The organism is Nocardiopsis sp. CNT312 (genome assembly GCF_000515115.1).
In the GTDB taxonomy this organism is placed as follows: Bacteria; Actinomycetota; Actinomycetes; order Streptosporangiales; family Streptosporangiaceae; genus Nocardiopsis.
The window spans coordinates 14,821-39,175 of record NZ_AZXF01000029.1; the positions used below are offsets into that span (position 1 = coordinate 14,821).

The following is a 24,355-nucleotide window of genomic DNA, read 5'->3' on the forward strand; positions in this document are numbered from 1 at the left end:
AAAAGCCTTCAGCGCCGCCTTCCTGGCGATTTATACCATACTTACACGGCAAAGTGGACAGGAAAAAGAAACCATTACTGAGGGCGATAGCGCCAGGATAGGGCGCCGATTGGCGGAGCGAGGACGATGGGGCTCTCTGAAAACAGGAGGCTTCGATCATGTTCTCCCAGGCCGGAGGCGTTCAGCCCGGACCCAGCGCCACCGTGGCTCCCCTCGGAGCGGAGCACGTCCGGCTCTTCTACCATTACCTCGACCTCGGCGACACGGAGGGATTGGTGTCCCTCCTGGACCCCGACACCCGCTTCCGGTACCCGGGTCGACCGACCGCCCGGGGGCCGTCACAGGTCGTTTCGCTTCTCGACCGCCCACTCACCACCCACACCAGGCACTCCTTATTCAAAACGGTGGCGGAAGGGGACACCGTCGTCGCCATCGGGCGATTCACCAGAGAAAGAGAATCAGAAGGAAACAGGAACGAAACAGAATTCGTGGACGTCTTCACGCTCTCCGAACACGGCCTGCTGCTCGCCTGCCGCAGATACCGCTGGGTCAATTGAGTTCCGGGCCGGGACGCGGAACCGCTCCCGGCCACGCCGCGTCGAAAGGGGCGAGGGGGTACGGGGCCGCCCGCACCGCGAGGAGATCCCCGGAGGGGTGAACGCGCGTGGAGCTCTTCCTGGGCACGGCCTTCGGCTTCCCCACAGTGGCGCTGACGGTCCCGCTGCTGGTGATCGCGCTCTACTGGATCGTCGTGGCCGTCGGCCCGGGCCCGGCCGACACGGAGAAGAAACGCCGCAGTTCCGGAAGGCGTCCGGGTTCGAGGAAGGAGCACCACAAGGTCCTGGTGCTGTGTGAGGGCGAGACCGAGGACTCCTACTTCGACGGTCTCAGTCAGCACCTCCACGAACCGCTGAAGCCGGAACACGGCAGCGGAAGGCCGGTGCCCAACCCCGTGACCTCCAGCACCGCCCGCCGGACCGACGCCAAGTCGATCGCCAAGAAGGCCCTGGACCGGCGCGATGAGGGCTATTCGGAGATCTGGGCCGTGTTCGACACCGAGTGCGAGAAGGTCACGCCGATACGTACGCAGGTCAGCGGGACCCGGTGTTCCCGTGCGGAGGCCACCGTTCACACCGCCGTCTCCCATCCGGCCTTCGAGGTCTGGCTTCTGCTCCACCACCTGGACCGGGGCGGACTGAACGGCTGCCACGACGCCGAGAGTACGGAGAGGCTTCTCCAGCGAACCGTATCCGGCTGGGCCAAGGGACACAGGACCAGCCCCGGCAGGCCCGGCACCGACTTCAGGGATTTCGCCGAAGGTCTGGACCGTGCCTGCGTCCAGGCCGCGCGGACACCGATCGACCGCTACGACGGCTCCCCCTGGACCGACGTCCACAGGGCCGTGGAGGCGATCAGGGCGCGGATCCGCGAAGCCGCCGAACGCTGACGCCCGTGCCGCCGTGCCCGGTGTCGGCTGATCCGGCCGCCTGGCGGAACTCTCGCAGACGGTGGGCGCGGACCCCCTCCGGCATGCGTTCCCTGGGCGCGCGTACCGCCCCACCGTCGACGGGCCGCTCGGCCAGCGTGTCCTCCAGGGGCGTACCCCTCGGCACCCCTCCCCTCGCTCGACGTGTCCTCCGCCGTCGGCTACAGCCGGACGGGGGCGCGGGCGGGGTCGGTGAGCATCCTGGAGTCGCGGTCGCGCAGCAGTGCGACCAGCGGCGCGGCGGTCCCGGCCTCCTGCACCTGTGCGCCCTCCTCTGCCATGAGCCCGACGAGCTGGAAGAACGCGACCAGGCCGTTGTCGGTGGCCATGGCGCGCAGTTCGGTGTCGTGGACGATGACGAGCGAGGTCATCGCGCCGTTGGCGGGGTCGCCGCCCAGCGGTGCGGGGGTGACGATCCAGTGGCCGACGTCCAGGTCGGCCCCGTCGAGGAAGCGGTCGGCCAGGGCCCTGAGCACGCGCAGGACCCACGCCGGCACGGTCTCGTCGCCGTCCTCGCGGGGGATGCGGCAGGTGAACTCGAACCCGGCACCGGAGACGCGCGGTTCGGCGCTGGTCTTCTCCCCGAGTTCGGTGAGACCGAAGGTCACCAGGAGCCAGTGGCCCTCCAGGGGGTAGGCGAGCACGCCGTTCAGTCCCCCGTCCCCGTCCCCGGGCGGGAACTGGACGGTGAGCGGCCGGACGCCCGGGTGCACCCCGGCCCACTCCTCGTAGATCCGGGTGAGCCCGGGCAGCAGCTCCAGCATGGTGTCGTGGCTCCCCACGTTCGGTGACTCGTGCGCCTTCGAGGATAGGAGCGCGCCGATCGGTGGCCGCACCCGCTTCTCTCCTCCCGGACGGCCCCGCCGGACCGTTCCGGCGCAGCCTTTCCCGACGCCCGCCCCAACGCGAGAGGAGACACATCTTCCTCACCCCGCGGGCACAAGCGCCTCCCTTTACTGGCATCTGGTGCTACTGAGTAGTAACATTAACTTGTTACTAGTCGGTAGATCCGCGTGTACAGACACCGCGGCCGGGACACAGCGGAGCTGTCCATGACGCATTACAAGAGCAACCTGCGGGACATCGAGTTCAACCTCTTCGAGGTGTTCGACCGCCAGGAGATCCTGGGCAAGGGCCCCTTCGGAGAACTGGACGAGGACACCGCCCGCACCATCCTGGACGAGGTCAACCGCCTCGCCACCGGTGTCGTCGCCGAATCCTTCGAGGACGCCGACCGCAACCCCCCGGTCTTCGACCCCAAGACCAACACGGTCGCCATCCCCGAGAGCCTGAAGAAGTCCTACCGGGCCTACATGGACGCCGGCTGGTACAACCTCGACCTGCCGCCCGAGCTCGGCGGCCTCAACGCCCCCCGCTCCCTGAGCTGGGCCGCGGCCGAGCTCATCCTCGGTGCCAACCCCTCCGTGCACATGTACTCGTCGGGTCCGGGCTTCGCGAGCATCCTGTTCGCCGAGGGGAACGAGAGGCAGCAGGAGTTCGCCAAGCTCGCCATCGAGCGCGGCTGGGGTGCCACCATGGTGCTCACCGAGCCGGACGCGGGCTCCGACGTCGGCGCGGGCCGCGCCAAGGCCGTCGACCAGGGCGACGGCACCTGGCACATCGAGGGCGTGAAGCGCTTCATCACCTCGGCCGAGCAGGACATGACCGAGAACATCTTCCACCTGGTGCTCGCCCGCCCCGAGGGCGCGGGTCCCGGCACCAAGGGCCTCTCCCTCTTCCTGGTGCCCAAGTACCTGGTGAACGAGGACGGCTCCCTCGGTGAGCGCAATGGCGCCTACGTGACCAACGTCGAGCACAAGATGGGCCTCAAGGCCTCCACCACCTGTGAGCTGACCTTCGGCGACAGGCACCCCGCCGTCGGCTACCTCGTCGGCGACAAGCACGACGGCATCCGCCAGATGTTCCTCGTCATCGAGTACGCGCGCATGATGGTCGGGACGAAGGCGATCGCCACCCTGTCCACCGGCTACCTCAACGCCCTGGAGTACGCCAAGGAGCGCGTGCAGGGCAACGACCTGGCCGGGGACAAGAACTCCCCCAAGGTGACCATCACCCACCACCCCGACGTGCGCCGCAGCCTCATGACGCAGAAGTCCTACGTCGAGGCCATGCGCGCCCTGGTCCTCTACACCGCCTGCCAGCAGGACGCGGTACAGATCGCCAAGGCCAGCGGTGAGGACCCCGCGGAGCTGGAGGCGATCAACGACCTCCTGCTGCCGATCGTCAAGGGCGTGGGCTCCGAGCGCTCCTACGCGCTGCTCGCCGAGTCCCTCCAGACCCTGGGCGGTTCCGGGTTCCTCCAGGAGTACCCGATCGAGCAGTACATCCGCGACGCCAAGATCGACACCCTCTACGAGGGCACCACCGCGATCCAGGCGCAGGACTTCTTCTTCCGCAAGATCGTGAAGAACGGCGGCGCCGCCCTGGGCACGCTCGCGGGCGAGATCAAGGACTTCGCTCGCAGCGAGGCCGGCAACGGCTCTCTCAAGGAGGAGCGCGGCCTGCTCATGGAGGCCGTCGGGCACGTGGAGAAGCTGGTCGAGCTCATGGTCGGCCACACGATGTCCGCGGCGGAGGACAAGCGCGAGATCTACAAGGTGGGCCTGAACTCCACCCGGCTGCTCATGGCCTTCGGCGACGTGGTCCTCGCCTGGCTGCTGCTGCGCCAGGCCGAGGTGGCGCTGAACCGGATCGACGGCGCCGAGGGCGCGGACCGGGACTTCTACACCGGCAAGATCGCCGCCGCGCGCTTCTTCGCCGAGCAGTTCCTGCCGCGCGTGGCCGCCGAGCTGCGCGTCGCCGAGAACGTGGACCTGGAGCTGATGGACCTCCCCGAGTCCGCTTTCTGACGCGGCTCCCGCACGGCGGGCGGGTCGGCCGAGGGGGCCGGCCCGCCCGCCTTCGTGTTCCACGGGGGCCAGGGCCAGGAACGGTCAGGCGGTCCTCAGACGCTCCACCGGCTGCGCGGTGATCTCCGCGATCAGTTCGAAGTCCTTGTCGAGATGGAGCACGGCGAGTCCGGCCAGCTCGGCTGACGCCGCGATCAGGAGATCCGGCAGCCCCGGAGCCCGATGCTGTCCCCGATCCGCGAGCATCGCCTGCACCTCGACCGCACGGTTCTCAGCCGAAGGCGTGAGGTACTCGACCGGCATCAAAGAGAGCGGAGGACGACCAACAGCGTTGCGCAGCTCAGCCCCGGACCTGGCTGAAAACCCGATCTCCAAACGCGTCATGGTCGACACACGCACCAGGCCCCGTTCGATCCTTACGGCCCACTGGTGGGCATCGGGGCTTGTCCCCAACCGTATGAATGCGGACTTGTCGATCAACCAGGTCATTCCCACGCCCGCTTCATAACATCCGGATCTTCCAGGTCAGAGAAGGTTTCCGAGAAACGCAAGAGGTCGTCCACCGTCACCGAGGCACCGGCGGTTCTCGCCATCTGCTCCAGTGAGCGTCTCAGGTACTCGCTACGCGACAGTCCTTGCCGTGCGGCGTCCGCATCGATCACATCAAGGACACCATCCGGGACATTGCGGATGAGAACGTCAGACATATGGCACCACCTCCAAGTGATATCTCATGATATCACCGGGGGCGGCGCAGGAGGAGGGCGTAGAGGACGGCCGTGGCCGCCGCCGTGGTGAGGAAGAGCGGCAGGAAGGCCGCCTGGAAGGCGGTGGGCCCCTCCGGGCGGACCTGGAGGAGCGCGCCGGCCAGGACGGTACCCAGCACCGCGGTCGAGAACCCGGACATGTTCACCAGACCGGAGGCGACACCGGTCCGGCTCGCGGGGATGCCGTCGCGGGCGAAGTCGAAGGAGATCGTGGGGGCCAGGGTCTGGCCGACCGCGGCGACCGCCAGCACCGCCACCCCCACGCCCGCGGGGACGCCCCCGGGCCAGGACACCAGGACCAGCAGCCCGGCGCTCAGCGCCGTCGCCAGGCCCAGCCCGAGCACCGTCCGGACCCCCGGCAGGCGGCCGATGGCCGCGCCGACGAGCGGGGCGGTCCACAGCCCTCCGGCCGCGAGCCCGGTCAGGGTCAGCGCGGCCGTGCCCTCGGCCAGCCCCAGGCCGCCGACGAGGAAGGGGTAGCCCCAGAGCACCATCATCATCGTGAACGGGGCCATGACGGCGGCGTGGTGGGCCATGCCGATCTGCGGGCCGCGCGCCCTGAGCGCCTCTTTGAGCGCCTCCCACACGGAGACGGGTGCGGCGACGGTGGAGCGCCCGGCGGCACCGGAGGGGCGGTCCCGGACGACCAGGAGCACCATCAGCGCCATGAGGGCGCCCAGGACCGCGGTCGAGAGGAAGGCGGGGACCCATCCCAGGCCCTCCAGCATCCACGCCAGGGGCGCGGCGCTGGCCACCTGGCCGATCCCGCCGACCACCCCCGTCAGACCGCTGACGAGCGCGTACCGGGACCGCGGGAACCAGAGCGCGGCGAGCCGGATGACGTTGAGGAAGATCAGTGCGTCGCCGAGACCGATGAGGAACCGCCCGGTGACAGCCGTCCCGATACCAGGGGCGAGGGCGAACAGGCACGATCCCGCGGCCATGGCCAGCGTGCCGGCGACGAGCGTGTAGCGCGGGCCGAGGCGGTCGGCGAGCAGCCCGGAGGGCACCTGGAGGACGACGTAGACCAGGAGTTGGAGCATCGGCAGCAGCGAGAGCAGCGCCGGTCCGGCGCCGAAGCGCTCCTGGGCCTCCAGGGCGGCGACGCCGAGGCCGTTGCGCTGGAGCATGGCCAGGAAGTAGCCGCCGACGGCGACGCCCCACACGATCCACGCCCGGGTGCCCCCGGTGGGCTCCACTGGGGCGGTCCGCCGCTCGGCGGCCCGGTCATCGGATGTCCTCGTTGTCGTCACGGCGCGGCTTCTCTCCTCGTCTCGGCCCCTTCCAGTCTCCTCCAGAGGGGGGACCGCGCCCCGCACCGGGTCGGGACGGGCGGAGCGGGACCGGCCTGCGCCGCCCCGGTGAACGCATGCGGGGAGCACAGGGCACACCCCGGACGGGCAAAGCACCCCCTGGGCACGCTCGGTCGCGAAGCGGGGACCCAGGGCCACCGGAGCGGGGGCCGAGCGGGCGGAGAGGTTGAGACCAGGGATCGGTCTCGAACGCCCAGACCTACGGACGCAGGTTCGAAATAAATGTCTCTACCTGCATGTTCTCAACGTTGCAGGCTTGATATCCATTCGTTAAATGTGACATTGGTCACTCTGAAAAGTCTCGACTATAACGGGCTGGTTGCTGCTAGCATCCGGAGCGCAAAGGATAACTACGAGGTAACGACACAGTTGATACCTCACCAACTTTGCGGAGGCCGCCACAGGTGCGCGAGCACGGTGGCACCCCCGACCGCGGCACGTGGCCGCGACAAGCGCACACGGTCAGCAACGCGGTTACCGACTCACCCACTGGAGACGACCTTGAGCCACTCGCGACTCAACAACCCCCGGGTCTCCCGGGCGCGGTCGGCACTGGCCAACCGAGTCAAGCACAAGCCCCGCCACGCCTTCTGCGCGGCCAAGGCGATCACCGCTCTCCTGGGCGAACTCGCTTCGCTGACCAACCGCCAGCTCTACTGGTCCGGAAGCTCCGACATGGCCGTCATGTCGATCCAGCACGACGTCAACGTCTGGTGCCGCGACGGGCGCTTCTTCTGGACCGACTTCTTCCGCGGCGGAGCGGTCTCCCACCCGGCGAGCGACCCGGTGGGCGCGGCGGCTCTCCTCAACCCGTTCGCGAGCATCCCCGAGACCTCCTACAGCCAGCACCGCCGCGCGCTGTCCGGTCTCGCCGCCGCCTGACCCGCACCGGGCCCCGGATCCTCCCCGGACGGCGCTCCGGCGGTTAGCGTGGGAACCCACGCGGACACGACCGAGAGGGCTCACCCATGCTCCGATCCACCGCCCGACGCGCCGTCGAGACCCTCGACACGCGACTGCGACGCGGCGCCGCCACGGACACGCTTCCCCGGCGCCGCGCACGCACGACCTCCCTGGACGCCCTCACCCGGATGATCGAGGGAGCCGGTGCCGCAGCCGACGCCGCCGCTGTGTTCGGCACCCCGGTCGCCTCGGGGGACACCACCGTCGTCCCCGTGGCACGGGTCAGCGCGTTCACGACCATGGGCGGCGGTTCGAGCCGCGTTCCCAGCACCGACGGCTGCGGCGGCGGCACGGTGGTGCGCGTGCGCCCCGCGGGGTTCCTCGTCCTGGACGGCCGGGGTGCCGACTACCGCGCGATCCGCGAACCCGTGGCCAGGCTCGTCGTTCCCCTGGCGGTGGTCGCGGCGATCGCCGCGGTCCGCATCGTGGGGGTCTCGGTCCGCGAGTCCCGCCGCAAACGGCGCTACGCCGCCGAGGCGCGGCGGTGCTCCACCGCCGAGGCGCGGCGGTGCTCCACCGCGGGCACGGCGCACCCGGTGGAGGAGCCCGCGGAGTAGGACGGGCCTACTCCACCCCGGACATCCGGGCCACGAGGGCGAACAGGCCCATCGCCCACGCGAAGACCGCGCACACCCCGATGATCACCAGCACCTCGGTCCAGTTGAGGAGGCGACGCAGCGAGGCGCGGGGCACCTCGGTCAGGCGCACCCAGCTCAGGACCCCCACCGTGGTGCCCAGGACCAGGACCAGCAGCGGCATCCAGGGTGCCATCACCGTGTACTCGCCGATGACGGCCGCGCACGCGGCGCCCAGGCCCAGCACGCCGGCCAGCCGCAGCGGCAGAACGTGCCGGATCCGGTCGAACAGGCGCGAGCGCAGTACCAGCAAGACGGACAGCAGCCCGCACAGGAGCAGGTCCGGCGGCCCGTCCGCGAGGAGGGCCAGCAGGACCGTCACGGCGCCGCCGCTGAGTGCGGTGCCCAGGGTGAGGCCCAGCAGCAGGCGGTCAGTGGTGGTGAAGGTGTCCTCGAAGCGGTCCGTGGCGACCCGGCCCGTGCGCCCCACCTCGTAGTCGAGCCCCGACAGCCCGCCCATCACCATCGCCACGCGCGGCAGCACCCCCACGCACAGGGCCAGCGCCAAGCCCATGGCGCGGACCCCCTGGACCGTGTCGGTGAAGGCGCCGACGGCCACCAGCGCCCCCGAGGCCAGGGCGAGAACGCCGAGCGCGGCGATGTGGGGCAGCCCCGTCTCGTGCAGGGCCCAGCCGGCCCCGGCCACGAGCAGCGCCCCGACGAGGGCGAACGCCGACTGCACGAGGAGACCCGAACCGACCACCAGCCCCGCGGCGAGCACCACGGTCAGCGCGCCCCACACGCAGGAGGCGGTGAACAGCACGTGGGCGACGGCGGGCAGCGGCCTCCGGGCGGCGAGCAGCATGGCGGCGACGGCGAACAGCGTCCCCGCGCTCGCCACGCCCAGGTGTCCGGCCGAGGGGCTGAGCCGCATCATCACGGCGAGGAAGGCCAGGGGGCCGATTCCGGACACGAGCAGGCCGAAGGACAAGGTCGTCGTCGGGTTCCAGATCCGCGCGGTCCCGTCGACCCGGTCCTCCACCGCACCGCGCACGTCGTCCACGTGCGCGGGCCTGCTCGGAGCGGTCTGCCTGCCCAGCATGAGGACGTCGCCGTCGTAGACCCCGGAGGACTCCAGCGGCTCCTCCATCGGCACCGGGTGGCCGTCGACGGTCGTCAGCTCCCAGTGCGCGGGCTCGGTGCCCTCCTCCTGGGAGGAGCACACCTCGATGATGCGTGGCATCAGGGCGGCCACCGGCACGCTGCCCGGAAGCGCCAGGTCGGCCCAGCGGTCCGGTCCGGTGACGGTGACCCGGCAGTATCCACTCACACCAAAAGTCCCTTGTGTCGTAGCGGTCGGGGGGGGGGGCGATAGCCGTTCGAGGGGAGGCGAATTAGGAGATTCACGGGGTTCGCGAGATCATCCCTAGCGTAGTCACGTACGGCACCGACCCCCCGAAGGTGGACGGAAAGGGATCATTGTGGCGACGAGATCGGTCCCCCGCCCCGCTCGCAGCACGCCGACCGCTCCCGGAAACACGCCCCTGGTCATCGCGACACCCCCGCAGATGCCGGAGAACCCGCCCTCGTCCAGCTCGGGAGCGATGATCATCATGCCGATCATCACCGGCTCCGGCTCCCTGCTGATGTCGATCACCATGGGGCACCGGCCGCTGATGGCGGTCGCGGGCGTGATGATCATGATGGCCAGCGTCATCGTCGGCATCATCATGTTCATCTCCCAGCACAACGGCCCGCGCAAGCGCATCCGGGAGCAGCGCGAGCGCTACGTCGACTACCTGGACCAACTGCGCGAGATCGTCCGGGGCGTCGCCGCCACCCAGCGCACCGACAACGCGTTCCGCCACCCCGACCCGCGGCTGCTCACCGAACCCGCGCGCTCCCGCGCCCGGCGGTGGGAACGGCGCGCCTCCGACCCCGACTTCCTGGACGTGCGGACCGGAACGGGGGTCCGTCCGCTGTCGCGCAGACTCACCCTCAAGGTGGACAGCTCCAACCCCCTGATCGTCTACGACCCCGTGTGCCAGGGCGCCGCGGACCAGCTCATCGAGCTGTACGCGAACGTTCCGGAGACGGCGCTGGTGATCCCGCTGCGCGAGTTCGGCGTGGTGTCGGTGGTCGGCGACCGCGAGGCGGGGCGCGCCCTGGCCCGGGCGATGATCGCCCAGATGGCCGTCTTCCACTCACCGCACGACCTGCGGATCGGGGTGGTGCGCGACACCCGCCTGCGCCCCCTGTGGGAGTGGCTGAAGTGGCTGCCGCACAACACCTTCGACGACGCCCGGGACGGGCCCCTGCCCGCCCGGTTCGTGTCCGTCAACAGCGTCCAGGCCGCCGAACTGCTCTCGGAGGAGATCGAGCGCCGCACCATCGACCTCCAGCGGCGGCGCGGCAGGCCGCCGGGGCCGGGCACCCAGCGGCTGGTCGTGGTGCTGGACGGCGAGCACCAGTCGACGCTCTCCGGCCTGCGCGCCGAGGCTCCCGTAACCTCCCTGGCCGACCTCGGAATCCACGTCATCGTCCTGGTCGCCGACCGCCGCGAGGAGCCCGAGTCGGTCGACCTGCGGCTGCACGTCGACGCGGACGGGAACCTGGAGGAGGACACCGAGCACCCGGGACCGGCCGCGGACGGCGAGCACGCACCGCTCCGGGGCCGGGCCGACCGCGCGGGCGTCGCCCACCTGACCAGCCTGGCGCGCCTGCTGGCCCCGTACGGGATCACGGCGGCCGACGGCGACGACGCCATGCACGACACCGTGGGGCTGCCGGAGATCCTGGGGGTGCCCGACGTCGCACGGCTGGACACCCGGCAGACCTGGCGCAAGCGCAGCACCGGCGACTACCTGCGGGTGCCCATCGGCGTCGGCCCGAGCGGCAACACGGTCCTGCTGGACCTCAAGGAGGCGGCGTTCGGCGGTATGGGACCGCACGGCCTGGTGGTCGGCGCGACGGGTTCGGGCAAGTCGGAGATGCTGCGCACCATGGTGGCCTCGCTGGTCATCAACCACTCCCCCGAGAACCTGGCGCTGCTGCTGGTGGACTTCAAGGGCGGCGCGACCTTCGCCGACACCGACCGGCTGCCGCACAGCGCGGGCCTCATCACCAACCTGGCCGACGACGGCGGCCTAGTCGTGCGCTTCCGCGAGGCGACCTTCGGCGAGCTGCTCCGGCGCCAGCAGATCCTGAAGAACGCGGGCAACCTGCCCAACCTGCACGCCTACGAGGCGGCACGGGAGAACGACCCGGGGCTGGAGCCGCTGCCGCACCTGCTCATCATCATCGACGAGTTCTCCGAACTGCTGACCGCCCACCCCGACTTCGCGGAGCTGTTCGTGGCGATCGGGCGGATCGGCCGCTCCATCGGCGTGCACCTGCTGCTGGCCACCCAGCGGCTGGAGTCCGGCAAGATCAAGGGGCTGGAGTCGCACCTGTCCTACCGCGTGGGCCTGCGCACCTTCTCCGAGGCGGAGAGCCGCGAGGCCATCGGCGTGGGCGACGCCTACCACCTGCCGCCCGAACCGGGTTCGGGCTATCTGAAGGTGGACACCTCCGTCTTCGAACGGTTCAAGGCCGCCATGGTCTCCCAGCCCTACGAGCCGCCGCAGGAGGAGACCGGGGACGCGGCCGACCCCGTCCTGCCCCTGCTGTCCTACAACGGCCTGGCGAAGGTGACGGGCGCGGGTTCACTGATGGACACCCTCACGGACTCCGTGAAGGCCGGGGAGGAGGAGAGCAGGCCCCGAAAGCAGAGCCGGACCACGCTCCAGGTCACCGTGGACCGCCTCGCCGCCTCGGGGGCCGACCCCGTGCGCCCGGTCTGGCTGCCGCCGCTGCCGGAGGCGCTGGCCTTCGACTCCGTCCTGGCCGACCTCGGAGAGGCCGACGACCTGGCGGGCCGGGGCACCGAGCCGGACCCGGCCGAGTGCCGGGCCGTCATCGGCCTTACCGACATCCCCCGCGAGCAGCGCGTGATCCCCGCCGAACTGGACTTCACCGGAGGCGAGGGCAACATCGTCGTCCTGGGCGGACCGCAGTCCGGCAAGTCCACCCTGCTGCGCACGGTCATCGCGAGCCTGGCGTGGCGGTACCCGCCCGGCCGCGTCGCGGTGTACGCGATCGACTTCGGCGGCGGCGCGCTCCAGGCGATGGACGAACTGCCGCACGTGGCGGGGGTGGCCGGACGCGCCGACCCCGAGCGGGTGCAGCGCATCCTCACCGACGTGGCGGGGCACCTGGACCGGCGGCAGCGGGTGTTCCGCAAGTACAAGCTGGACTCCCCCGCGGCCCTGCGCCAGGCGCGCGCCGAGGGGAGGCTGCCCGACAGCGTGGTGGGCGACCTGTTCCTGATGGTCGACGGGTGGTCGGCGGTGCGCGACTCCTTCGACAGCGCGGACGAGTTCCTCATGGACATCGCCACGCGGGGACCGTCCCTGGGTGTGCACACCGTCCTCACCGGGGCGGCGTCCTCGCAGATCCGCTCCCGCCTCCAGGCCCTGTTCGGCGGCCGGTTCGAACTCCGGCTCAGCGACCCGATGGACTCCGGGATCGGCCGCAAGGCCGCCGAGGAGGTCCCGAAGGACACACCGGGCCGCGGCCTGACCTCGGAGGAGCACCACACGCACGTGGCACTGCCGCGCGTGGACGGGGTGGCCGACGCCGAGGACGTCACCGCCGGCCTCCGCGACCTGGCCGAACGGGTCGGCGAGCGCTGGCCGCAGCAGGCCGTGCAGGGCGTGCGGACCCTGCCCACCCGCGTGGAGCTGGACGACCTGCTCAAGGGACGCGGGAGCCGCCGCAAGGAACTCGTCCTGGGCATGGCCGAGAGCTCGCTCGCACCGGCCACGGCCGACCTGGAGCGCGATCCGCACCTGGTGGTGTTCGGCGACCCGCAGAGCGGCAAGTCGACCCTGCTGCGCGGACTGGTCAAGCAGATCGTCCGGCGGCCGTCCAAGGAGCTGGGCGTGGTGATGGTCGACTTCCGGCGCACGCACCTGGAACTGGTGCCCGAGGAGCACCTCCTGGCCTACTGCACCACCGCCGAGCAGACCAAGGCGGTCGCGGACCACCTGGCGGGGTCGCTGAAGCAGCGCCTGCCGGGCCCGGACGTGACCCCCAGGCAGTTGCGCGAGCGCAGTTGGTGGCAGGGCCTGGACCTGTACATCGTGGTGGACGACATGGACATGATCGCCTCGCGCAGCAACCCGCTCGCCCCGCTCGCGCCCTACATCCCGCAGGGCGCCGACCTGGGTCTGCACGTCATCGCGGCGCGGCGCACGGGCGGCACAGCCCGAGCCATGTTCGAACCGGTCCTCCAGGCGCTCAACGACATGGCCACACCCGGCATGCTGTTCTCCGGCGACCGGATGGAGGGGCGCCTGGCCAACGGCACCGCCTCCAAGGCACTGCCGCAGGGGCGCGCGCAGCTCGCCCTGCGCGGCAAGCGCCCGGACCTGGTCCAGGTCGGTTGGAGCGAACCCCCGGCCTGACCCCGCCCCGTCCCCGCTCCCTCTCCCGAAAGGCAGATCCATGCGGCGCTTGCTCGCCCTGGCCACGACCGTGTGCCTGGTGTCCGCCACCGCCTGCGAAGGCGCGCCCGCGGATCCCGGGGACCCGAAGGAGACCGCGGCGGAGGAGGCGGGCGAAGAGGGCCTGGCCGGCCTCGCCCTGCTGCACCGGGGCTACGGGGGAGGGGACCCGGAGTCGGACCAGGTGCTGGTGTTCCACGACCCGGGGACCGGTCAGCCCCTGCACGAACTGGCCCTGCCCGCCGGGGCCGTGGACCCGATGGCCCCCGACCTGCCGGTGCACGCGCAGTTCTCCGAGGACTGGCGGTTCTTCGCCTACGCCGCCGGCGACCCGGCCGCGATCACCCTCGCGGAGCTGGCCGGGCCCGAGGAGGGGGACGGCCCCGCGGGGGACGAGGGCGCCTCGGCCGAGACGGCGGCCTACGAGCCGGTGGAGTCGATCGGCGCCGCGCCCGGCGAGGCGCTCTCCCACCCGGTCGTCCACGACGGGCGGCTCTGGTACGTCTCCGCGGCCGAAGGACAGGCCCCGCAGGTGATGTCGGTGCCGCTTGACGCCCCGGGCGGCGCCCCGAACCAGGAGGGCGTGCTCGTCCTGGGCACGCACCAGCGCCCGAGCGACTGGGTGCTCACCCCGGACGGCGCCCTGCACATCCGCAACAGTGTGCCCACCGAGCGGTTCCCGGGGGCCTCCGGCCAGACCCTGATCGTGCGCAGGACCGACGGCAGTGTCGTGAACGCGTCCATGAACACCGGCGAGGGGCTCTGGCTGACCTTCAACGACGCGCAGGTCTGGGGCGGGGGGACCGCGGTGCTGCGCTCCGACCCCGACGGTGCCCAGCCTGCGGCGGGCGCCTACCTGGTGGCCGTCGAGGGGCAGAGCCACACGGCCGCCCGTCTGCTGGAGGACGGTGGCGGCCCGGTGGTGCAGTACGCTCCCTCGCCCGAGCGCGACGCCCTGCTCCTTCAGACCGAACTGGCGTGGCACCGCGTGGACCTGGAGGAGGGCGCGGTCGCCGGAACGGAGGAGCTCTTCCCCCGGTTCCACGACGCCTCCATGGACGGCTACCCGCTGGTGGTGCGCTGGGCACGGGGCGGCGCACCCGACGCGGACCCCTCCGTCTGAGGCGCAGCCGGACCAGCGGTGACGGCCTCGGAGCGGCCGAGGTCACAGGTTCCGGTAGACCTCACGGCGATGCGCCGCGCTCACGACGAGCACCAGCGGCTCTCCGTCACGGATCGAGGGGGGCGGGACGGGTCCCGGGCTGCGGTGAACAGCCGACGACATTCCGAAACGGGCGGTACACATACCGCTGCCCCGTCGGTACCATCCCCAGAGTCCCCGCAAACCGTGAAACTCCCATCCCAAAGCACGCATCCCACCCCTCGCCCGGCCCCGGGCCGTCCACGGGGGCGATGCCCTGTCCCGGCGGACTTGCGCGTTCGACGAAGAGGAGACCCCCACATGACCGAAGCGGGCGGCAACCCGATCGAGGGGATGCAGGGCGGCGAGTACGCCGAGACACTCGCGGCCGCCATGGCCGGGCTCGCCGACACCTTCGACCTCCTCATGGAGGACGCCGTGAGCGCGGCGGGCCACGAGGACGTCCGGGCCGGGTTCAACGCCTTCAAGGAGGAGGCCGGCCAGTCCCTCATCGACGTGCAGGCGCTCGGCCTGACGCTGGCCGACAACGTCCAGGCGGGCGCGTCGGAGATCGCACGGAACGACCTGGAGAGCTCGGAGGGCTTCGGCCACCCTTGGGAATCGCACCGGGACATCAACTTCGACTGACCCCCCGCAGGACCACCCGCCGTCGCCCCGCACCGCACCCCTTCCCTCCGCCCGCTCACCGCCCCTGCCAGGAAGACCGTGGCCACCTTCTCCGTCATCTTCTACCCCCGCTACTTCTACTGCGACTCCGATCGCGTGTACGAGTGCGCGGCGGACCTGGACGTCCTCACGGCCCGTGTGCTCGGCCGCGCCGACGACCTCAACGGGAGTTTCGACTCCGCGGCCGACCAGTTCACCGACGTCATCGCGTGGGACATCCGGGGCCTGTCCGAGGAGGACCTCCAGAACTGGCGGGACGCCGCCGTCTCGGTCACCTACGCGGCCACGGTCGCCGAGATGTGGGCCGACACCGTCAAGGCCTTCCACAGCGAGCGCGACGCCCAGATCAGCACCTGGGACGGCGCCCTGGCGGAGAAGGTCGGCTCGGTGCCCTCCAAGTACCGGGACGCCCACATCACCTCGTCCTACCCGCAGGTCGACGGCTGGTGGTTCACCGACTGGGGTACCGGGGACGAGCAGCGCTGCCGGACCCTCTACGACGAGCTCGTCACCGTGCGGGAAGGGCTCATCACCCGCGAGCAGACCAACTGGCAGAACCTCCAGGACGGCGCCGACGAGGTGCGGACCATGCTCGAACAGGGTCCGACCCCGGAGAACGTCCGCACCCTCATGGCCGCGGGCAACGCGGGCTGGGCGTTTTTCAACATCGACCCCGCCCGCTACGCCTCGCTCATCGAGGACGGTGAGCTCACGCCGGAGAACGCCGAGGAGTTCGCCGGCGAGCTCAACGCCTACTGGTCCGGCGACAGGCCCCTGGACGACCGCTACCACGAGATCATGCTCGTGCTCTCGGTGGTCGGCGGCAACGCGCGGCAGAGCCAGCAGAACGGTACGCCGCTCAGCGACCGTGAGATGGACTTCCTGGAGGAGTTCTACGCCCACCTGGAGGAGCCGTACTTCCGCGACGGGGTCGGCGGGGGCATCATGGTCTACCCCGACCTCATGAACGAGTCCGACATGAGCGAGGAGGAGCGCGAGGAGGCCCTCGGCGCGCTCGGCGACGGTCTGCTGGCGCTCTCCGACCCGGACCTGGGCGGCGGCTACGACATGCTGCCCCAGAGCTTCGTCAACGCCGTCGAGGGGCCGTGGATCAACGCGGACTCGGAGGGCAGGGTCCCGAGCACACCCGTGGGCATGGGCATGGACATGAAGGCGCTGTCCGCCTTCCTCGCGCACACCGACGAGGACATGGAGGGCGGCTACGGCCTGTCCACCAACCTCCAGTTGTCCACCGGCGCGTTCCTCGACGCCTGGGGCGACGTCCCCGACCCCGACGGGGTGATGCCGGACTCGGAGCAGCTCTCGCACATCCTCGGCGCGGCCACCCGCAACGAGGACGCCAACTACTACGTGCTCACCGGCGACCACCTCAACGAGGAGCCGGGCGTCGAGTACGGCGACAAGGACCTTCGTATCCAGGCGCTGGACGGCACGCTCACCTACGAGTGGCACGACCACGGCCACACCGCCCGCCAGCTCACCGACTGGCTCGCCGAGGACATCCACAGCGAGGATGCGGAGGTGCGCCAGCGCGCCGGGGACGCCTTCGCCGGGTTCATGGAGACCGTCACCGGGGAACTGCACGGATCACTCGTCAACACCGGCGTGGACGTCACCGAGGGGGACAACGAGTACTCCAATGCCTCGTTCACCCAGTTCAACGGGGAGCTGGCCGACAGCTTCGCCGACATCTTCGACGCCCACATCTACAGCTTCGCCGACAGCGATGTGTTGGAGGACAACGAACCTGCCACGGGTATCGGCGATTTCAATGCAGATAAGAGTTTTGTCTCCATGGGAGCCGAGGAGCGCGCTACGTACATGCAGCTTCTCATGGGCAACGACGAGACCGCCGGGCGCGTGGTCAATTCCGTTGATGTGTACCAACAGATCGAAGCAGCAGCCTTCTTCGGAAGTGGCCAGGACGAGGAGACAGCCCGCGGGGGCGGGCAGCTTCAAGCCCTTCTAGAGGAAGCCCTCCGAAGAGAGTCAGCCGATCGAAGCACTGATCTGGACGAACAGATCGATCGCGAGACACAGATCGCCGAGTTCGTAGTCGGCGAAGCAGCTGGCCTGTCCGAGAGAATCCCAGTGATCGGAACAGCCGCATCCAAGGGGTTGGAACTCGGAGAGGAGAGCATCGTGAACGCAATCATCGATGGCGAATACGATGTATCTCCACGCCATCCAACCTTTTCTGGCGCCGAGTTCATTGAGAGAAATTTTCGAATAGAAGCCCTCGATTATCTTTCACAAAACGACCCAACGACATTCAACAGCGTCATACGCCCCGACGAGTTCCACACTCTAATCGAAGGCGGGGCGATCACCGTCACCCAGAATGGGACTCCTCTTCCCCCCGAAGAAATAGGAGAAAAATTCACCTTCGACGAAACCATCTCGATCATTGTCGAGAAGGATCCGAGTAAATGGTCAGACAACGAAGACCAGTATCTCGACCGCATGGACAGTGCGATAAGCAACATCATGGACGATGTAGAGATCACTACCGATGACGGGCGCACGCAACCGGGCTACAAACGCGTAGACGACTTCGTCACACAGTACAATAACTCGTACAACGACACGAATAGTGCCTTCGGTGGCGAAGAAGGGGGAGGAGAAAAATGACACGCAACAGATCAATCGCCTCCACCAAAAAGACCAGAGAAGAATTTCCCCCTTCAACAGGAAAGCATATGCTTCCTCTCTTGGCAACCGCTCTGTCCGCAGCTCTGACTCTTAGCGCTTGCTCCACCACCGAGCCCGAACCCGAAGAGGGACCTCCCTCGGACTACGTCTCCTTCTTCTGGGTCGAACGGGAAATCAGGGTGCGCACGTTGGATCGGATGTTCACCGAAGGTGACCCAAGGGAAATCGTTGCGAGCATCACAGACAAAAAAGACCGGCTTCTCGATACACGAATAATCCAAGAGGACGAGGGCGGATACGTCGTCGAACTCGATAAAGACAAATGGAACACCGAAGCAGTCCACAATCTCGGCCAGATCGACGGGGCACTGGGCGACGCCATGGAATTCAACGAGGTCACCTGGTGCGGCGAGACCGTCACCGGCGAGAAGTTTGTCGAGGACTACATGGACGAGTTCTGGGAGAACCTCGACACCTCGGAAGAATACACCGCGAGCATCGCCGACTACGTCGACTGCGGAGACGGCCGCCCATGACCCCGCCTCACTCGAAGACCGGTGAATGCACCGGCCCTTCGAGAACGCCCCCCGGCCCTTCTCCTTCCCCGATGACGGGGGAGGTCGCCACCGCTCTGTGAACCGTGTGGCGGAAGGTGCGCACGCATTGACCCGCCGTCGATCCGCTGACTATCGTCCGTATCCCCACCCTCCTCCCGTGTCCCCTCCCGCGGCGGACACCCCGCCTCGCGGAGGACGGTTCAGCCCAGTGACGCCCCACCCCGGAAAGGGTTCAGATGTCCCAGCACGCTGGTCTCGAAAACGTCAACGCACTCTCGACCGGCGGTGAGAACCTCGGACTGGAGTCCGACGGCCTCCGCACCCAGATGAACCAGCTCATCCAGGACATGTCCAACGACGGCGACTCCCTCCAGGGGCAGGCGCTGCACGACTTCCGCGAGGCGCGCAACCAGCTCACCGAGCGCTTCGACGAACTGATGACCTGGTGCAGCAACAACGGCATCAAGCTGAACGAGGGCCAGCAGCAGTTCAACATCACCGACGCCGACTCGGCCGCCGACCTCTCCCAGGCCGGAAACGACCTCGGCGGGCTCTCCCGCCCCGTCAACGCCTGACCCCTCCCTCTTCTCCCCACCTCCAGAAAGGCGGCAACCATGTCCGCTCGGTTCGACGTCTACGGCGATGTCGGAGGCCTGGAAGGCCTGGCCTCCGATCAGCAGGCCCACCTCTCGCGCTTCACCGCGATCATGAGCCAGATCAACGAGCAGTCCGAGAGCACCGTCAGCCAGTGGGAGGGCTCCGGAAGCACCCAGTTCCAGGCCAAGGCCCAGGAGTTCGACGCGCAGTTCTCCGAGGTCAACGCCGCCTTCTCGAAGATGATCGCGGCCACCAGCGACACCGCCGACAAGTACAGCCGTCTCACCCGGTACCTGGACGGACTGTTCTAGTAGGCTGATCGCCGATGTCCACCCCCGCGCCACCCACGCCGCCCCCCGCGGACCCGGAACCGCAGCTCCCCGAGGCGTTCCACTACACGCCCGACGAGGAGAAGTACGTCCTCCAGGCGGACGCCCTGCGGCACCGGCAACTGCGTTCGGCGCTGCTCCACGGCTCCAGCCGCTACTGGCGGCGCCGTCAGCAGGTGTGGCCGGCGGTGATCGGCGGTCTCATCCTCACCGCGCTGATCTGCGGGGTCATCGCGCTCATCGGGGCGTTCGGCCGCCAGCAGGAGGTCAACGAGGAACGCGGGTTCGGCACCTACGGGCAGCAGACGGTCCAGGACCCCGCGGCCGAGAACCCTCTGCTGCCCGGGGCCTGACCCGCCCCACCACCCCCGCGCCCGACGGCCCGGGGACACCACCACGAACGGGGGTCGCTCGCGCATGTCCGGCTCCGAGCACACCGCTTGGGCACCCGGGTACGAGTCGCTCACCGTGCTGCGCGAAGGACCCCGTGCCCGCATCGTCCGTGGCCGCCGCACCACCAGCGGCGCGGACGTCGTACTCAAGGTGCTGTCCCGCTCGGCCGGCCAGGCCGAACTCGACCGACTGCGCGAACTCAGCGGCAGCCCGGGGGTCGTGCCCCTGCTGGACGCGGGTAGCACGGCCGACGGCGACTTCTTCGTGGCACTGCCGTTCTACGCGGACGGCTCCTTCGCGGACATGCTGGCGCGCAGGGGGCCCACAGCGCTCCAGGAGAGCGCGGCGATCGCCCGGAGCACGGCCGCCGCGCTCGGCGCGGTCCACGCCCGGGGCCTGGTGCACGACGCCGTCAGTCCGGGGAACGTCCTGAGGGCGGGCCGCACCTCGGTCCTCACCGGCTTCGGCTCGGTGTGCCCGATCGGGGCCGCCGCGCCCCCGCCCGGTCCGGAGAGCGACGGGTTCTGGCACGCCCCGCCCGAGGCGCTGCGCGGAGAGGCCCGCAGTGCCGCCTCCGACGTGTACCGGCTGGCGTCGACCCTCTGGACGCTGCTCATGGGCCGGTCGCCCTTCGCCCCCGAGGACGGCTCGGCTCCGCACTCCCGCGACCACGCACGGCGCGTGCTCACCGAGGAGGCCCCTCCGGTGACCCGCGGGGACGTGTCCCGCGTGCTGCGGGGCGTGCTGGCCCGTGCCCTGGCGAAGGCTCCCGAGGAGCGCTACGACAGCGCCGCCGCGTTCGCCGCCGCGTTCGAGCGGGCACGCGCTCCACAGGCGGCTCCCGGGACGGGACCGCAGGCCCCCTATCCCGGTACCGGCCCGCAGCGGCCGCCGCACGTCGACCCGGCGTCCTCGCCCATCGGCGGCCCCCACCCGTACACCGGTCCGCAGGCCTCCCCTGCCACCCCCTACACCGTCTCCACCGGCGCTCCCCCCTACCCCGCTGGGGGCCAGGGGGCCGTGCCCGCACCGCCGTACGCGATCCCCAGCCCGCCGGTACCGCCGCCGCCCGGGGCACCCCCTGGGAGCCCGCGGAGCGGTCCGCAGGCACCCCCCGTGCCCGCGTCCCGGCCGGACAGCACCGGCCACCTGCACAGCGAGCCGCCCCCCTCCGAGAACCCGGCCCCGCTCGAAGGGGAATTGGACCCCAACAGCACCGCCGATCTCATGATGGCCAAGCTGCGCGGCGAGAAGATCCCGCCGCGGATCGCCTGGTCCCGCGTCGAGGGGTGGAGCGGAACCGCGGAGTCCTCCCGGCTGCCCTACGACAGCCCCGCCCCGGACGGGGAGGAGTACCCCTCCTTCGGCAGACCCGCCCCCCGGCAGGCCCGGTGGCGCGGGCACCTGCACATCGCCGCCGCCGTGGCGGGCATCCTCGTGGTCACCGCCGCGGCCGCCGGGTTCGCGGCGGTCGACGGCCCGGCCCCCGTCCTGGCCGCACCCGGGGAGGACGGCCAGGAGGCCGACACCGTAACCGGCGGTCCGTCCGAGGAGGCGGGGGCGTCGGGAGGGCCGTCCACCGCGCCCTCGGCCCCGGCCTCGGGAGAGGGGAGCGGGGAGCCCCTCGACGTGGTCGACCCGGCCGTCCCCGCCCCCGTCGGTGCGCCCACCGGCATCCTGCTCGCGGACGGCCTGGACACGGTCCGGCTGACCTGGAGCGACAACAGCGGCGGCACCGCCTCGTTCTTCGTGGTGGGCGGCCGGTTGGGCCACGACCCCGCGACCCTGGCCCGGATCGGAGCCGGTGTCACCTCCGCACAGATCGCCACGGCGAACACGGTGGCCGAGTACTGCTTCACCGTGGTCGCCGTGGACGGTGCCGCGGGCCCCTCGGAGGAGGTCTGCACGACCCGTGCGGCGAACCGGGAGGCTGAGGAGGAGGCGCGGGAGGAGGCGGAGGCCTCCGCCAGCCCCAGTGACGCCCCGAGTGACGAGCCCAGCGACGGCTGAGAGACCGGTACGGCGGAGCGGCCCGGCCCCCGGAAGGGGGTCGGGCCGCCTCGACCGGTCCCAGTCCCTCAGCCCCAGGCGAGGGCGGTGAGTTCGGGGTCCTCCAGGGCGGCGCCGACGTCCCGGAGCACCTTGGAGCCCAGTTCACCGTCGACCATCCGGTGGTCGAACGACAGCGACAGGGTCGTGACGTCGCGGACCGCCAGTTCCCCCTGGTGCACCCACGGCATCTTCCGGATCTGCCCGAAGGCGAGGATGGCGGCCTCGCCCGGGTTGAGGATGGGGGTGCCCGCGTCCACGCCGAACACGCCGACGTTGGTGACGGTGATCGTGCCCCGGGCCATGTCCGCTGGGGAGGTCCGGCCCTCCCTGGCGGTGGTGGTGAGCTCCGTCAGGGCCGCGGCCAGTTCCGGCAGGGACTTGGCGTCGGCGTCCTTGATGTTGGGCACCACCAGGCCGCGGTCGGTGGCGGCGGCGATCCCCAGGTTCACGTAGTCCTTGACCACGATCTCCTGGTTCTCCTCGTCCCAGGAGGCGTTGACCTCCGGGTGGCGGCGGACCGCCAGCAGGAGCGCCTTGGCCACCATCAGCAGCGGCGAGACCCGTACGTCCGCGAACTCGGGGCGTGCGCGCAGCCGCTTGACCGCCGTCATGGTCCCGGTGACGTCCACCTGGAGGAACTCGGTGACGTGCGGTGCGGTGAACGCGCTGCCCACCATGGCGGCGGCGGTGTGCTTGCGCACCCCCTTGACCGGGATGCGCCGCTCCCGTAGGGATTCCGCCCGCGCGTGCTCGGCTGCCTCGGCGAGTGCGGTCGACGGAGTCTCAGCGGCTCCGGCGACCAACCGGACGTCCTCGCGCGTCACGATGCCGCCCGCGCCGGTCGGCGTGACCGAGGCCAGGTCCACGCCGAGGTCCCGGGCGAGCTTGCGCACCGGCGGCTTGGCCAGCGGCCGTCCCCCCGTCGGCACGGCGGGCACGGCGGGGGCGGGTGGTGCGGCGGCGGTGGGCGGGGGCGGTGTCACCGGTGCGGCCGGGGCCGGGCGGCGGCGGGCGCGACGCCTGGTGGCACCGGCCTTCTCGCCGTAGCCCACCAGCGGCTTCTCCCGCTCCTCGCCCTGTCCGGACGACGCCCCTTCCGGGACAGTGCCGGAGTCACCGGCCCCGCCGCTGCCGTCGTCGATGGTGATGATCACCGTGCCGACGTCGACCGTCCGGCCCTCCTCGACCAGCAGTTCGCGCACGGTACCCGCGTACGGGCTGGGCAGCTCCACGACGGCCTTGGCCGTCTCGATCTCGCAGAGGTTCTGGTTGACGGCCACCTCGTCACCGGGTCCGACGTACCAGGTGAGCAGTTCCGCCTCGATCAGGCCCTCGCCCACGTCGGGCAGGGCGAACGACTGCACGCCGCCGACGGCGGGTGCGCTCTTGTTCATCGCCATGGTCTCTCGAATCCCCCGCCTGTCTAGTACGCGAACGCCCGGTCCACACCGTCCAGGACCCGGTCCAGGTCCGGGAGGTAGTACTCCTCCAGCCTGGACTGCGGGTAGGGGGTGTCGAAGGCGGCCACCCGGATCACCGGCGATTCCAGGTGGTAGAAGCACTCCTCGGTGACACGGGCGGCGATCTCGGCGCCGAGCCCTCCCGAGAGCGGGGCCTCGTGCGCCACGACCAGGCGGCCGGTGCGCTTCACCGATGCGGTGACCGTGTCGTAGTCCACCGGCGACAGCGACCGCAGGTCGACGACCTCGACGGAGTGGTCGGTGTCGGCCTCGGCGGCCTGGAGCGCGGTCTTGACCATGGGGCCGTAGGCCAGGAGCGTGACGTCCGTGCCGGAGCGGGCGACGCGCGCCGCGTCCATGGGGGCCGCGTCCTGGACGGCGGCACCGGTGTCGACCTCGGCCTTCTCGTAGTAGCGCCGCTTGGGCTCCAGGAAGACGACCGGGTCGTCGCTGCGGACGGCCTGCTGGATCATCCAGTAGGCGTCCTCCGGGGTGGCGACGGTCACCACCCGCAGGCCCGCGGTGTGGGTGAAGTACGCCTCGGGCGACTCGCTGTGGTGCTCCACCGCGCCGATCCCGCCGCCGTAGGGGATGCGCATGACCACGGGGACGCTGAGCGCGCCGGCCGAGCGGCGCCGCATCTTGGCGAGCTGGGTGAAGGTCTGGTTGGCGGCCGGGAAGAAGAAGCCGTCGAACTGGATCTCCACCACCGGCCGGTAGCCGCGCAGCGCCATGCCGATGGCGGTGCCGACGATGCCGGACTCGGCGAGGGGGGTGTCGATGACCCGGTCGGCCCCGAAGTCCTTGTACAGGCCGTCGGTGACCCGGAAGACGCCGCCGAGCCGGCCGACGTCCTCACCCATGACCAGGACCTTGGGGTCGTGTTCCATCGCGGCGCGCAGGCCCGCGTTGATCGCCTTGCCGATCGTGAGGCTGGTTCCCATGG

The 24,355-nt window shown here is 70.4% G+C and carries 21 protein-coding genes; 14 read left to right on the plus strand and 7 right to left on the minus strand.

Annotated elements, in window-relative coordinates:
* Positions 1 to 158: 158 nt before the first annotated feature.
* Positions 159 to 557, plus strand: coding sequence for a nuclear transport factor 2 family protein (locus B042_RS23240; RefSeq protein ID WP_051415695.1), 399 nt, complete (start codon positions 159 to 161; stop codon positions 555 to 557).
* Positions 558 to 664: 107 nt separating this feature from the next.
* On the plus strand, positions 665 to 1,447 hold the full coding sequence (locus tag B042_RS0114005) for an RloB family protein (RefSeq protein WP_028648820.1): 783 nt from the start codon (positions 665 to 667) through the stop codon (positions 1,445 to 1,447).
* A gap of 200 nt (positions 1,448 to 1,647) precedes the next feature.
* Here B042_RS0114005 and B042_RS0114010 read toward each other — a convergent pair whose 3' ends face one another.
* Positions 1,648 to 2,250 carry a suppressor of fused domain protein gene (locus tag B042_RS0114010; RefSeq protein ID WP_028648821.1) on the minus strand — a complete coding sequence of 201 codons (603 nt, stop codon included), beginning with the start codon at positions 2,248 to 2,250 and terminating at the stop codon, positions 1,648 to 1,650.
* Between the two features lie 288 nt (positions 2,251 to 2,538).
* Here B042_RS0114010 and B042_RS0114015 point away from each other — a divergent pair, with 288 nt between their 5' ends.
* Positions 2,539 to 4,356: an acyl-CoA dehydrogenase gene (locus tag B042_RS0114015; RefSeq protein WP_028648822.1), complete on the plus strand. Its 1,818-nt coding sequence runs from the start codon at positions 2,539 to 2,541 to the stop codon at positions 4,354 to 4,356.
* 84 nt (positions 4,357 to 4,440) lie between these two features.
* On the opposite strand, the gene B042_RS0114020 is transcribed toward B042_RS0114015, so the two are convergent.
* The 3 genes from B042_RS0114020 to B042_RS0114030 are packed head-to-tail and all read right to left on the minus strand — an operon-like array spanning position 4,441 to position 6,376.
* Positions 4,441 to 4,845 (minus strand): PIN domain nuclease, encoded by a 405-nt coding sequence (locus B042_RS0114020; protein ID WP_028648823.1) that lies wholly within the window; start codon positions 4,843 to 4,845, stop codon positions 4,441 to 4,443.
* The gene (locus tag B042_RS0114025) at positions 4,842 to 5,063 is read right to left on the minus strand and encodes a ribbon-helix-helix protein, CopG family (protein ID WP_028648824.1); all 222 of its coding nucleotides are present in this window, start codon (positions 5,061 to 5,063) and stop codon (positions 4,842 to 4,844) included. The genes B042_RS0114020 and B042_RS0114025 overlap by 4 nt, the downstream gene beginning before the upstream one ends.
* A 32-nt stretch (positions 5,064 to 5,095) precedes the next feature.
* On the minus strand, positions 5,096 to 6,376 hold the full coding sequence (locus B042_RS0114030) for an MFS transporter (RefSeq protein WP_028648825.1): 1,281 nt from the start codon (positions 6,374 to 6,376) through the stop codon (positions 5,096 to 5,098).
* 561 nt (positions 6,377 to 6,937) lie between these two features.
* Between B042_RS0114030 and B042_RS0114035 the strand changes: the two genes are divergently transcribed.
* Together B042_RS0114035 and B042_RS23245 are read left to right on the plus strand one after the other, a co-directional pair.
* On the plus strand, positions 6,938 to 7,318 hold the full coding sequence (locus B042_RS0114035) for a hypothetical protein (RefSeq protein ID WP_028648826.1): 381 nt from the start codon (positions 6,938 to 6,940) through the stop codon (positions 7,316 to 7,318).
* A gap of 86 nt (positions 7,319 to 7,404) precedes the next feature.
* A complete protein-coding gene (locus B042_RS23245) occupies positions 7,405 to 7,956 on the plus strand; it encodes a GerW family sporulation protein (RefSeq protein ID WP_369797703.1) in 552 nt (183 codons plus the stop codon).
* Positions 7,957 to 7,963: 7 nt separating this feature from the next.
* Here B042_RS23245 and eccD read toward each other — a convergent pair whose 3' ends face one another.
* The gene (gene eccD, locus B042_RS0114045) at positions 7,964 to 9,304 is read right to left on the minus strand and encodes a type VII secretion integral membrane protein EccD (RefSeq protein ID WP_028648827.1); all 1,341 of its coding nucleotides are present in this window, start codon (positions 9,302 to 9,304) and stop codon (positions 7,964 to 7,966) included.
* Between the two features lie 274 nt (positions 9,305 to 9,578).
* Between eccD and B042_RS0114050 the strand changes: the two genes are divergently transcribed.
* From B042_RS0114050 to B042_RS0114090, 9 genes are all read left to right on the plus strand, one after another.
* Positions 9,579 to 13,481, plus strand: a complete 3,903-nt coding sequence (locus tag B042_RS0114050) for a type VII secretion protein EccC (protein ID WP_028648828.1) — start codon at positions 9,579 to 9,581, stop codon at positions 13,479 to 13,481.
* A gap of 40 nt (positions 13,482 to 13,521) precedes the next feature.
* Positions 13,522 to 14,643 (plus strand): hypothetical protein, encoded by a 1,122-nt coding sequence (locus tag B042_RS0114055; protein ID WP_028648829.1) that lies wholly within the window; start codon positions 13,522 to 13,524, stop codon positions 14,641 to 14,643.
* 339 nt (positions 14,644 to 14,982) lie between these two features.
* Positions 14,983 to 15,309, plus strand: coding sequence for a hypothetical protein (locus tag B042_RS0114060; protein ID WP_028648830.1), 327 nt, complete (start codon positions 14,983 to 14,985; stop codon positions 15,307 to 15,309).
* A gap of 78 nt (positions 15,310 to 15,387) precedes the next feature.
* The gene (locus B042_RS0114065; RefSeq protein ID WP_028648831.1) at positions 15,388 to 18,000 is read left to right on the plus strand and encodes a hypothetical protein; all 2,613 of its coding nucleotides are present in this window, start codon (positions 15,388 to 15,390) and stop codon (positions 17,998 to 18,000) included.
* The gene (locus B042_RS0114070) at positions 17,997 to 18,557 is read left to right on the plus strand and encodes a hypothetical protein (protein WP_231494093.1); all 561 of its coding nucleotides are present in this window, start codon (positions 17,997 to 17,999) and stop codon (positions 18,555 to 18,557) included. The genes B042_RS0114065 and B042_RS0114070 overlap by 4 nt, the downstream gene beginning before the upstream one ends.
* A gap of 257 nt (positions 18,558 to 18,814) precedes the next feature.
* A complete protein-coding gene (locus tag B042_RS0114075; protein WP_028648833.1) occupies positions 18,815 to 19,153 on the plus strand; it encodes a hypothetical protein in 339 nt (112 codons plus the stop codon).
* A gap of 39 nt (positions 19,154 to 19,192) precedes the next feature.
* On the plus strand, positions 19,193 to 19,486 hold the full coding sequence (locus B042_RS0114080; protein WP_028648834.1) for a WXG100 family type VII secretion target: 294 nt from the start codon (positions 19,193 to 19,195) through the stop codon (positions 19,484 to 19,486).
* Between the two features lie 14 nt (positions 19,487 to 19,500).
* Positions 19,501 to 19,857, plus strand: a complete 357-nt coding sequence (locus B042_RS0114085) for a hypothetical protein (RefSeq protein ID WP_028648835.1) — start codon at positions 19,501 to 19,503, stop codon at positions 19,855 to 19,857.
* Between the two features lie 64 nt (positions 19,858 to 19,921).
* Entirely contained in the window at positions 19,922 to 21,907 is a 1,986-nt protein-coding gene (locus tag B042_RS0114090) for a protein kinase (protein ID WP_028648836.1), read from the plus strand.
* A 68-nt stretch (positions 21,908 to 21,975) separates the two neighbouring features.
* Here B042_RS0114090 and B042_RS0114095 read toward each other — a convergent pair whose 3' ends face one another.
* Both B042_RS0114095 and B042_RS0114100 read right to left on the minus strand, forming a co-directional pair.
* On the minus strand, positions 21,976 to 23,349 hold the full coding sequence (locus tag B042_RS0114095; protein WP_028648837.1) for a dihydrolipoamide acetyltransferase family protein: 1,374 nt from the start codon (positions 23,347 to 23,349) through the stop codon (positions 21,976 to 21,978).
* A gap of 23 nt (positions 23,350 to 23,372) precedes the next feature.
* The gene (locus B042_RS0114100; RefSeq protein ID WP_028648838.1) at positions 23,373 to 24,353 is read right to left on the minus strand and encodes an alpha-ketoacid dehydrogenase subunit beta; all 981 of its coding nucleotides are present in this window, start codon (positions 24,351 to 24,353) and stop codon (positions 23,373 to 23,375) included.
* Positions 24,354 to 24,355: the final 2 nt, after the last annotated feature.

What these genes read in the sequence shown, in the direction of transcription:
- B042_RS0114075 (WP_028648833.1), top strand. Translation starts at nt 18,815, where the DNA reads ATGTCCCAGCACGCTGGTCTCGAAAACGTCAACGCACTCTCGACCGGC.
- B042_RS0114020 (WP_028648823.1), bottom strand. Translation starts at nt 4,845, where the DNA reads ATGACCTGGTTGATCGACAAGTCCGCATTCATACGGTTGGGGACAAGC.
- B042_RS0114095 (WP_028648837.1), bottom strand. Translation starts at nt 23,349, where the DNA reads ATGGCGATGAACAAGAGCGCACCCGCCGTCGGCGGCGTGCAGTCGTTC.
- B042_RS0114055 (WP_028648829.1), top strand. Translation starts at nt 13,522, where the DNA reads ATGCGGCGCTTGCTCGCCCTGGCCACGACCGTGTGCCTGGTGTCCGCC.
- B042_RS0114080 (WP_028648834.1), top strand. Translation starts at nt 19,193, where the DNA reads ATGTCCGCTCGGTTCGACGTCTACGGCGATGTCGGAGGCCTGGAAGGC.
- B042_RS0114015 (WP_028648822.1), top strand. Translation starts at nt 2,539, where the DNA reads ATGACGCATTACAAGAGCAACCTGCGGGACATCGAGTTCAACCTCTTC.
- B042_RS23240 (WP_051415695.1), top strand. Translation starts at nt 159, where the DNA reads ATGTTCTCCCAGGCCGGAGGCGTTCAGCCCGGACCCAGCGCCACCGTG.
- B042_RS0114100 (WP_028648838.1), bottom strand. Translation starts at nt 24,353, where the DNA reads ATGGGAACCAGCCTCACGATCGGCAAGGCGATCAACGCGGGCCTGCGC.
- B042_RS0114050 (WP_028648828.1), top strand. Translation starts at nt 9,579, where the DNA reads ATGATCATCATGCCGATCATCACCGGCTCCGGCTCCCTGCTGATGTCG.
- B042_RS0114085 (WP_028648835.1), top strand. Translation starts at nt 19,501, where the DNA reads ATGTCCACCCCCGCGCCACCCACGCCGCCCCCCGCGGACCCGGAACCG.
- B042_RS0114070 (WP_231494093.1), top strand. Translation starts at nt 17,997, where the DNA reads ATGACACGCAACAGATCAATCGCCTCCACCAAAAAGACCAGAGAAGAA.
- B042_RS0114010 (WP_028648821.1), bottom strand. Translation starts at nt 2,250, where the DNA reads ATGCTGGAGCTGCTGCCCGGGCTCACCCGGATCTACGAGGAGTGGGCC.
- B042_RS0114090 (WP_028648836.1), top strand. Translation starts at nt 19,922, where the DNA reads ATGTCCGGCTCCGAGCACACCGCTTGGGCACCCGGGTACGAGTCGCTC.
- B042_RS0114025 (WP_028648824.1), bottom strand. Translation starts at nt 5,063, where the DNA reads ATGTCTGACGTTCTCATCCGCAATGTCCCGGATGGTGTCCTTGATGTG.
- B042_RS23245 (WP_369797703.1), top strand. Translation starts at nt 7,405, where the DNA reads ATGCTCCGATCCACCGCCCGACGCGCCGTCGAGACCCTCGACACGCGA.
- B042_RS0114060 (WP_028648830.1), top strand. Translation starts at nt 14,983, where the DNA reads ATGACCGAAGCGGGCGGCAACCCGATCGAGGGGATGCAGGGCGGCGAG.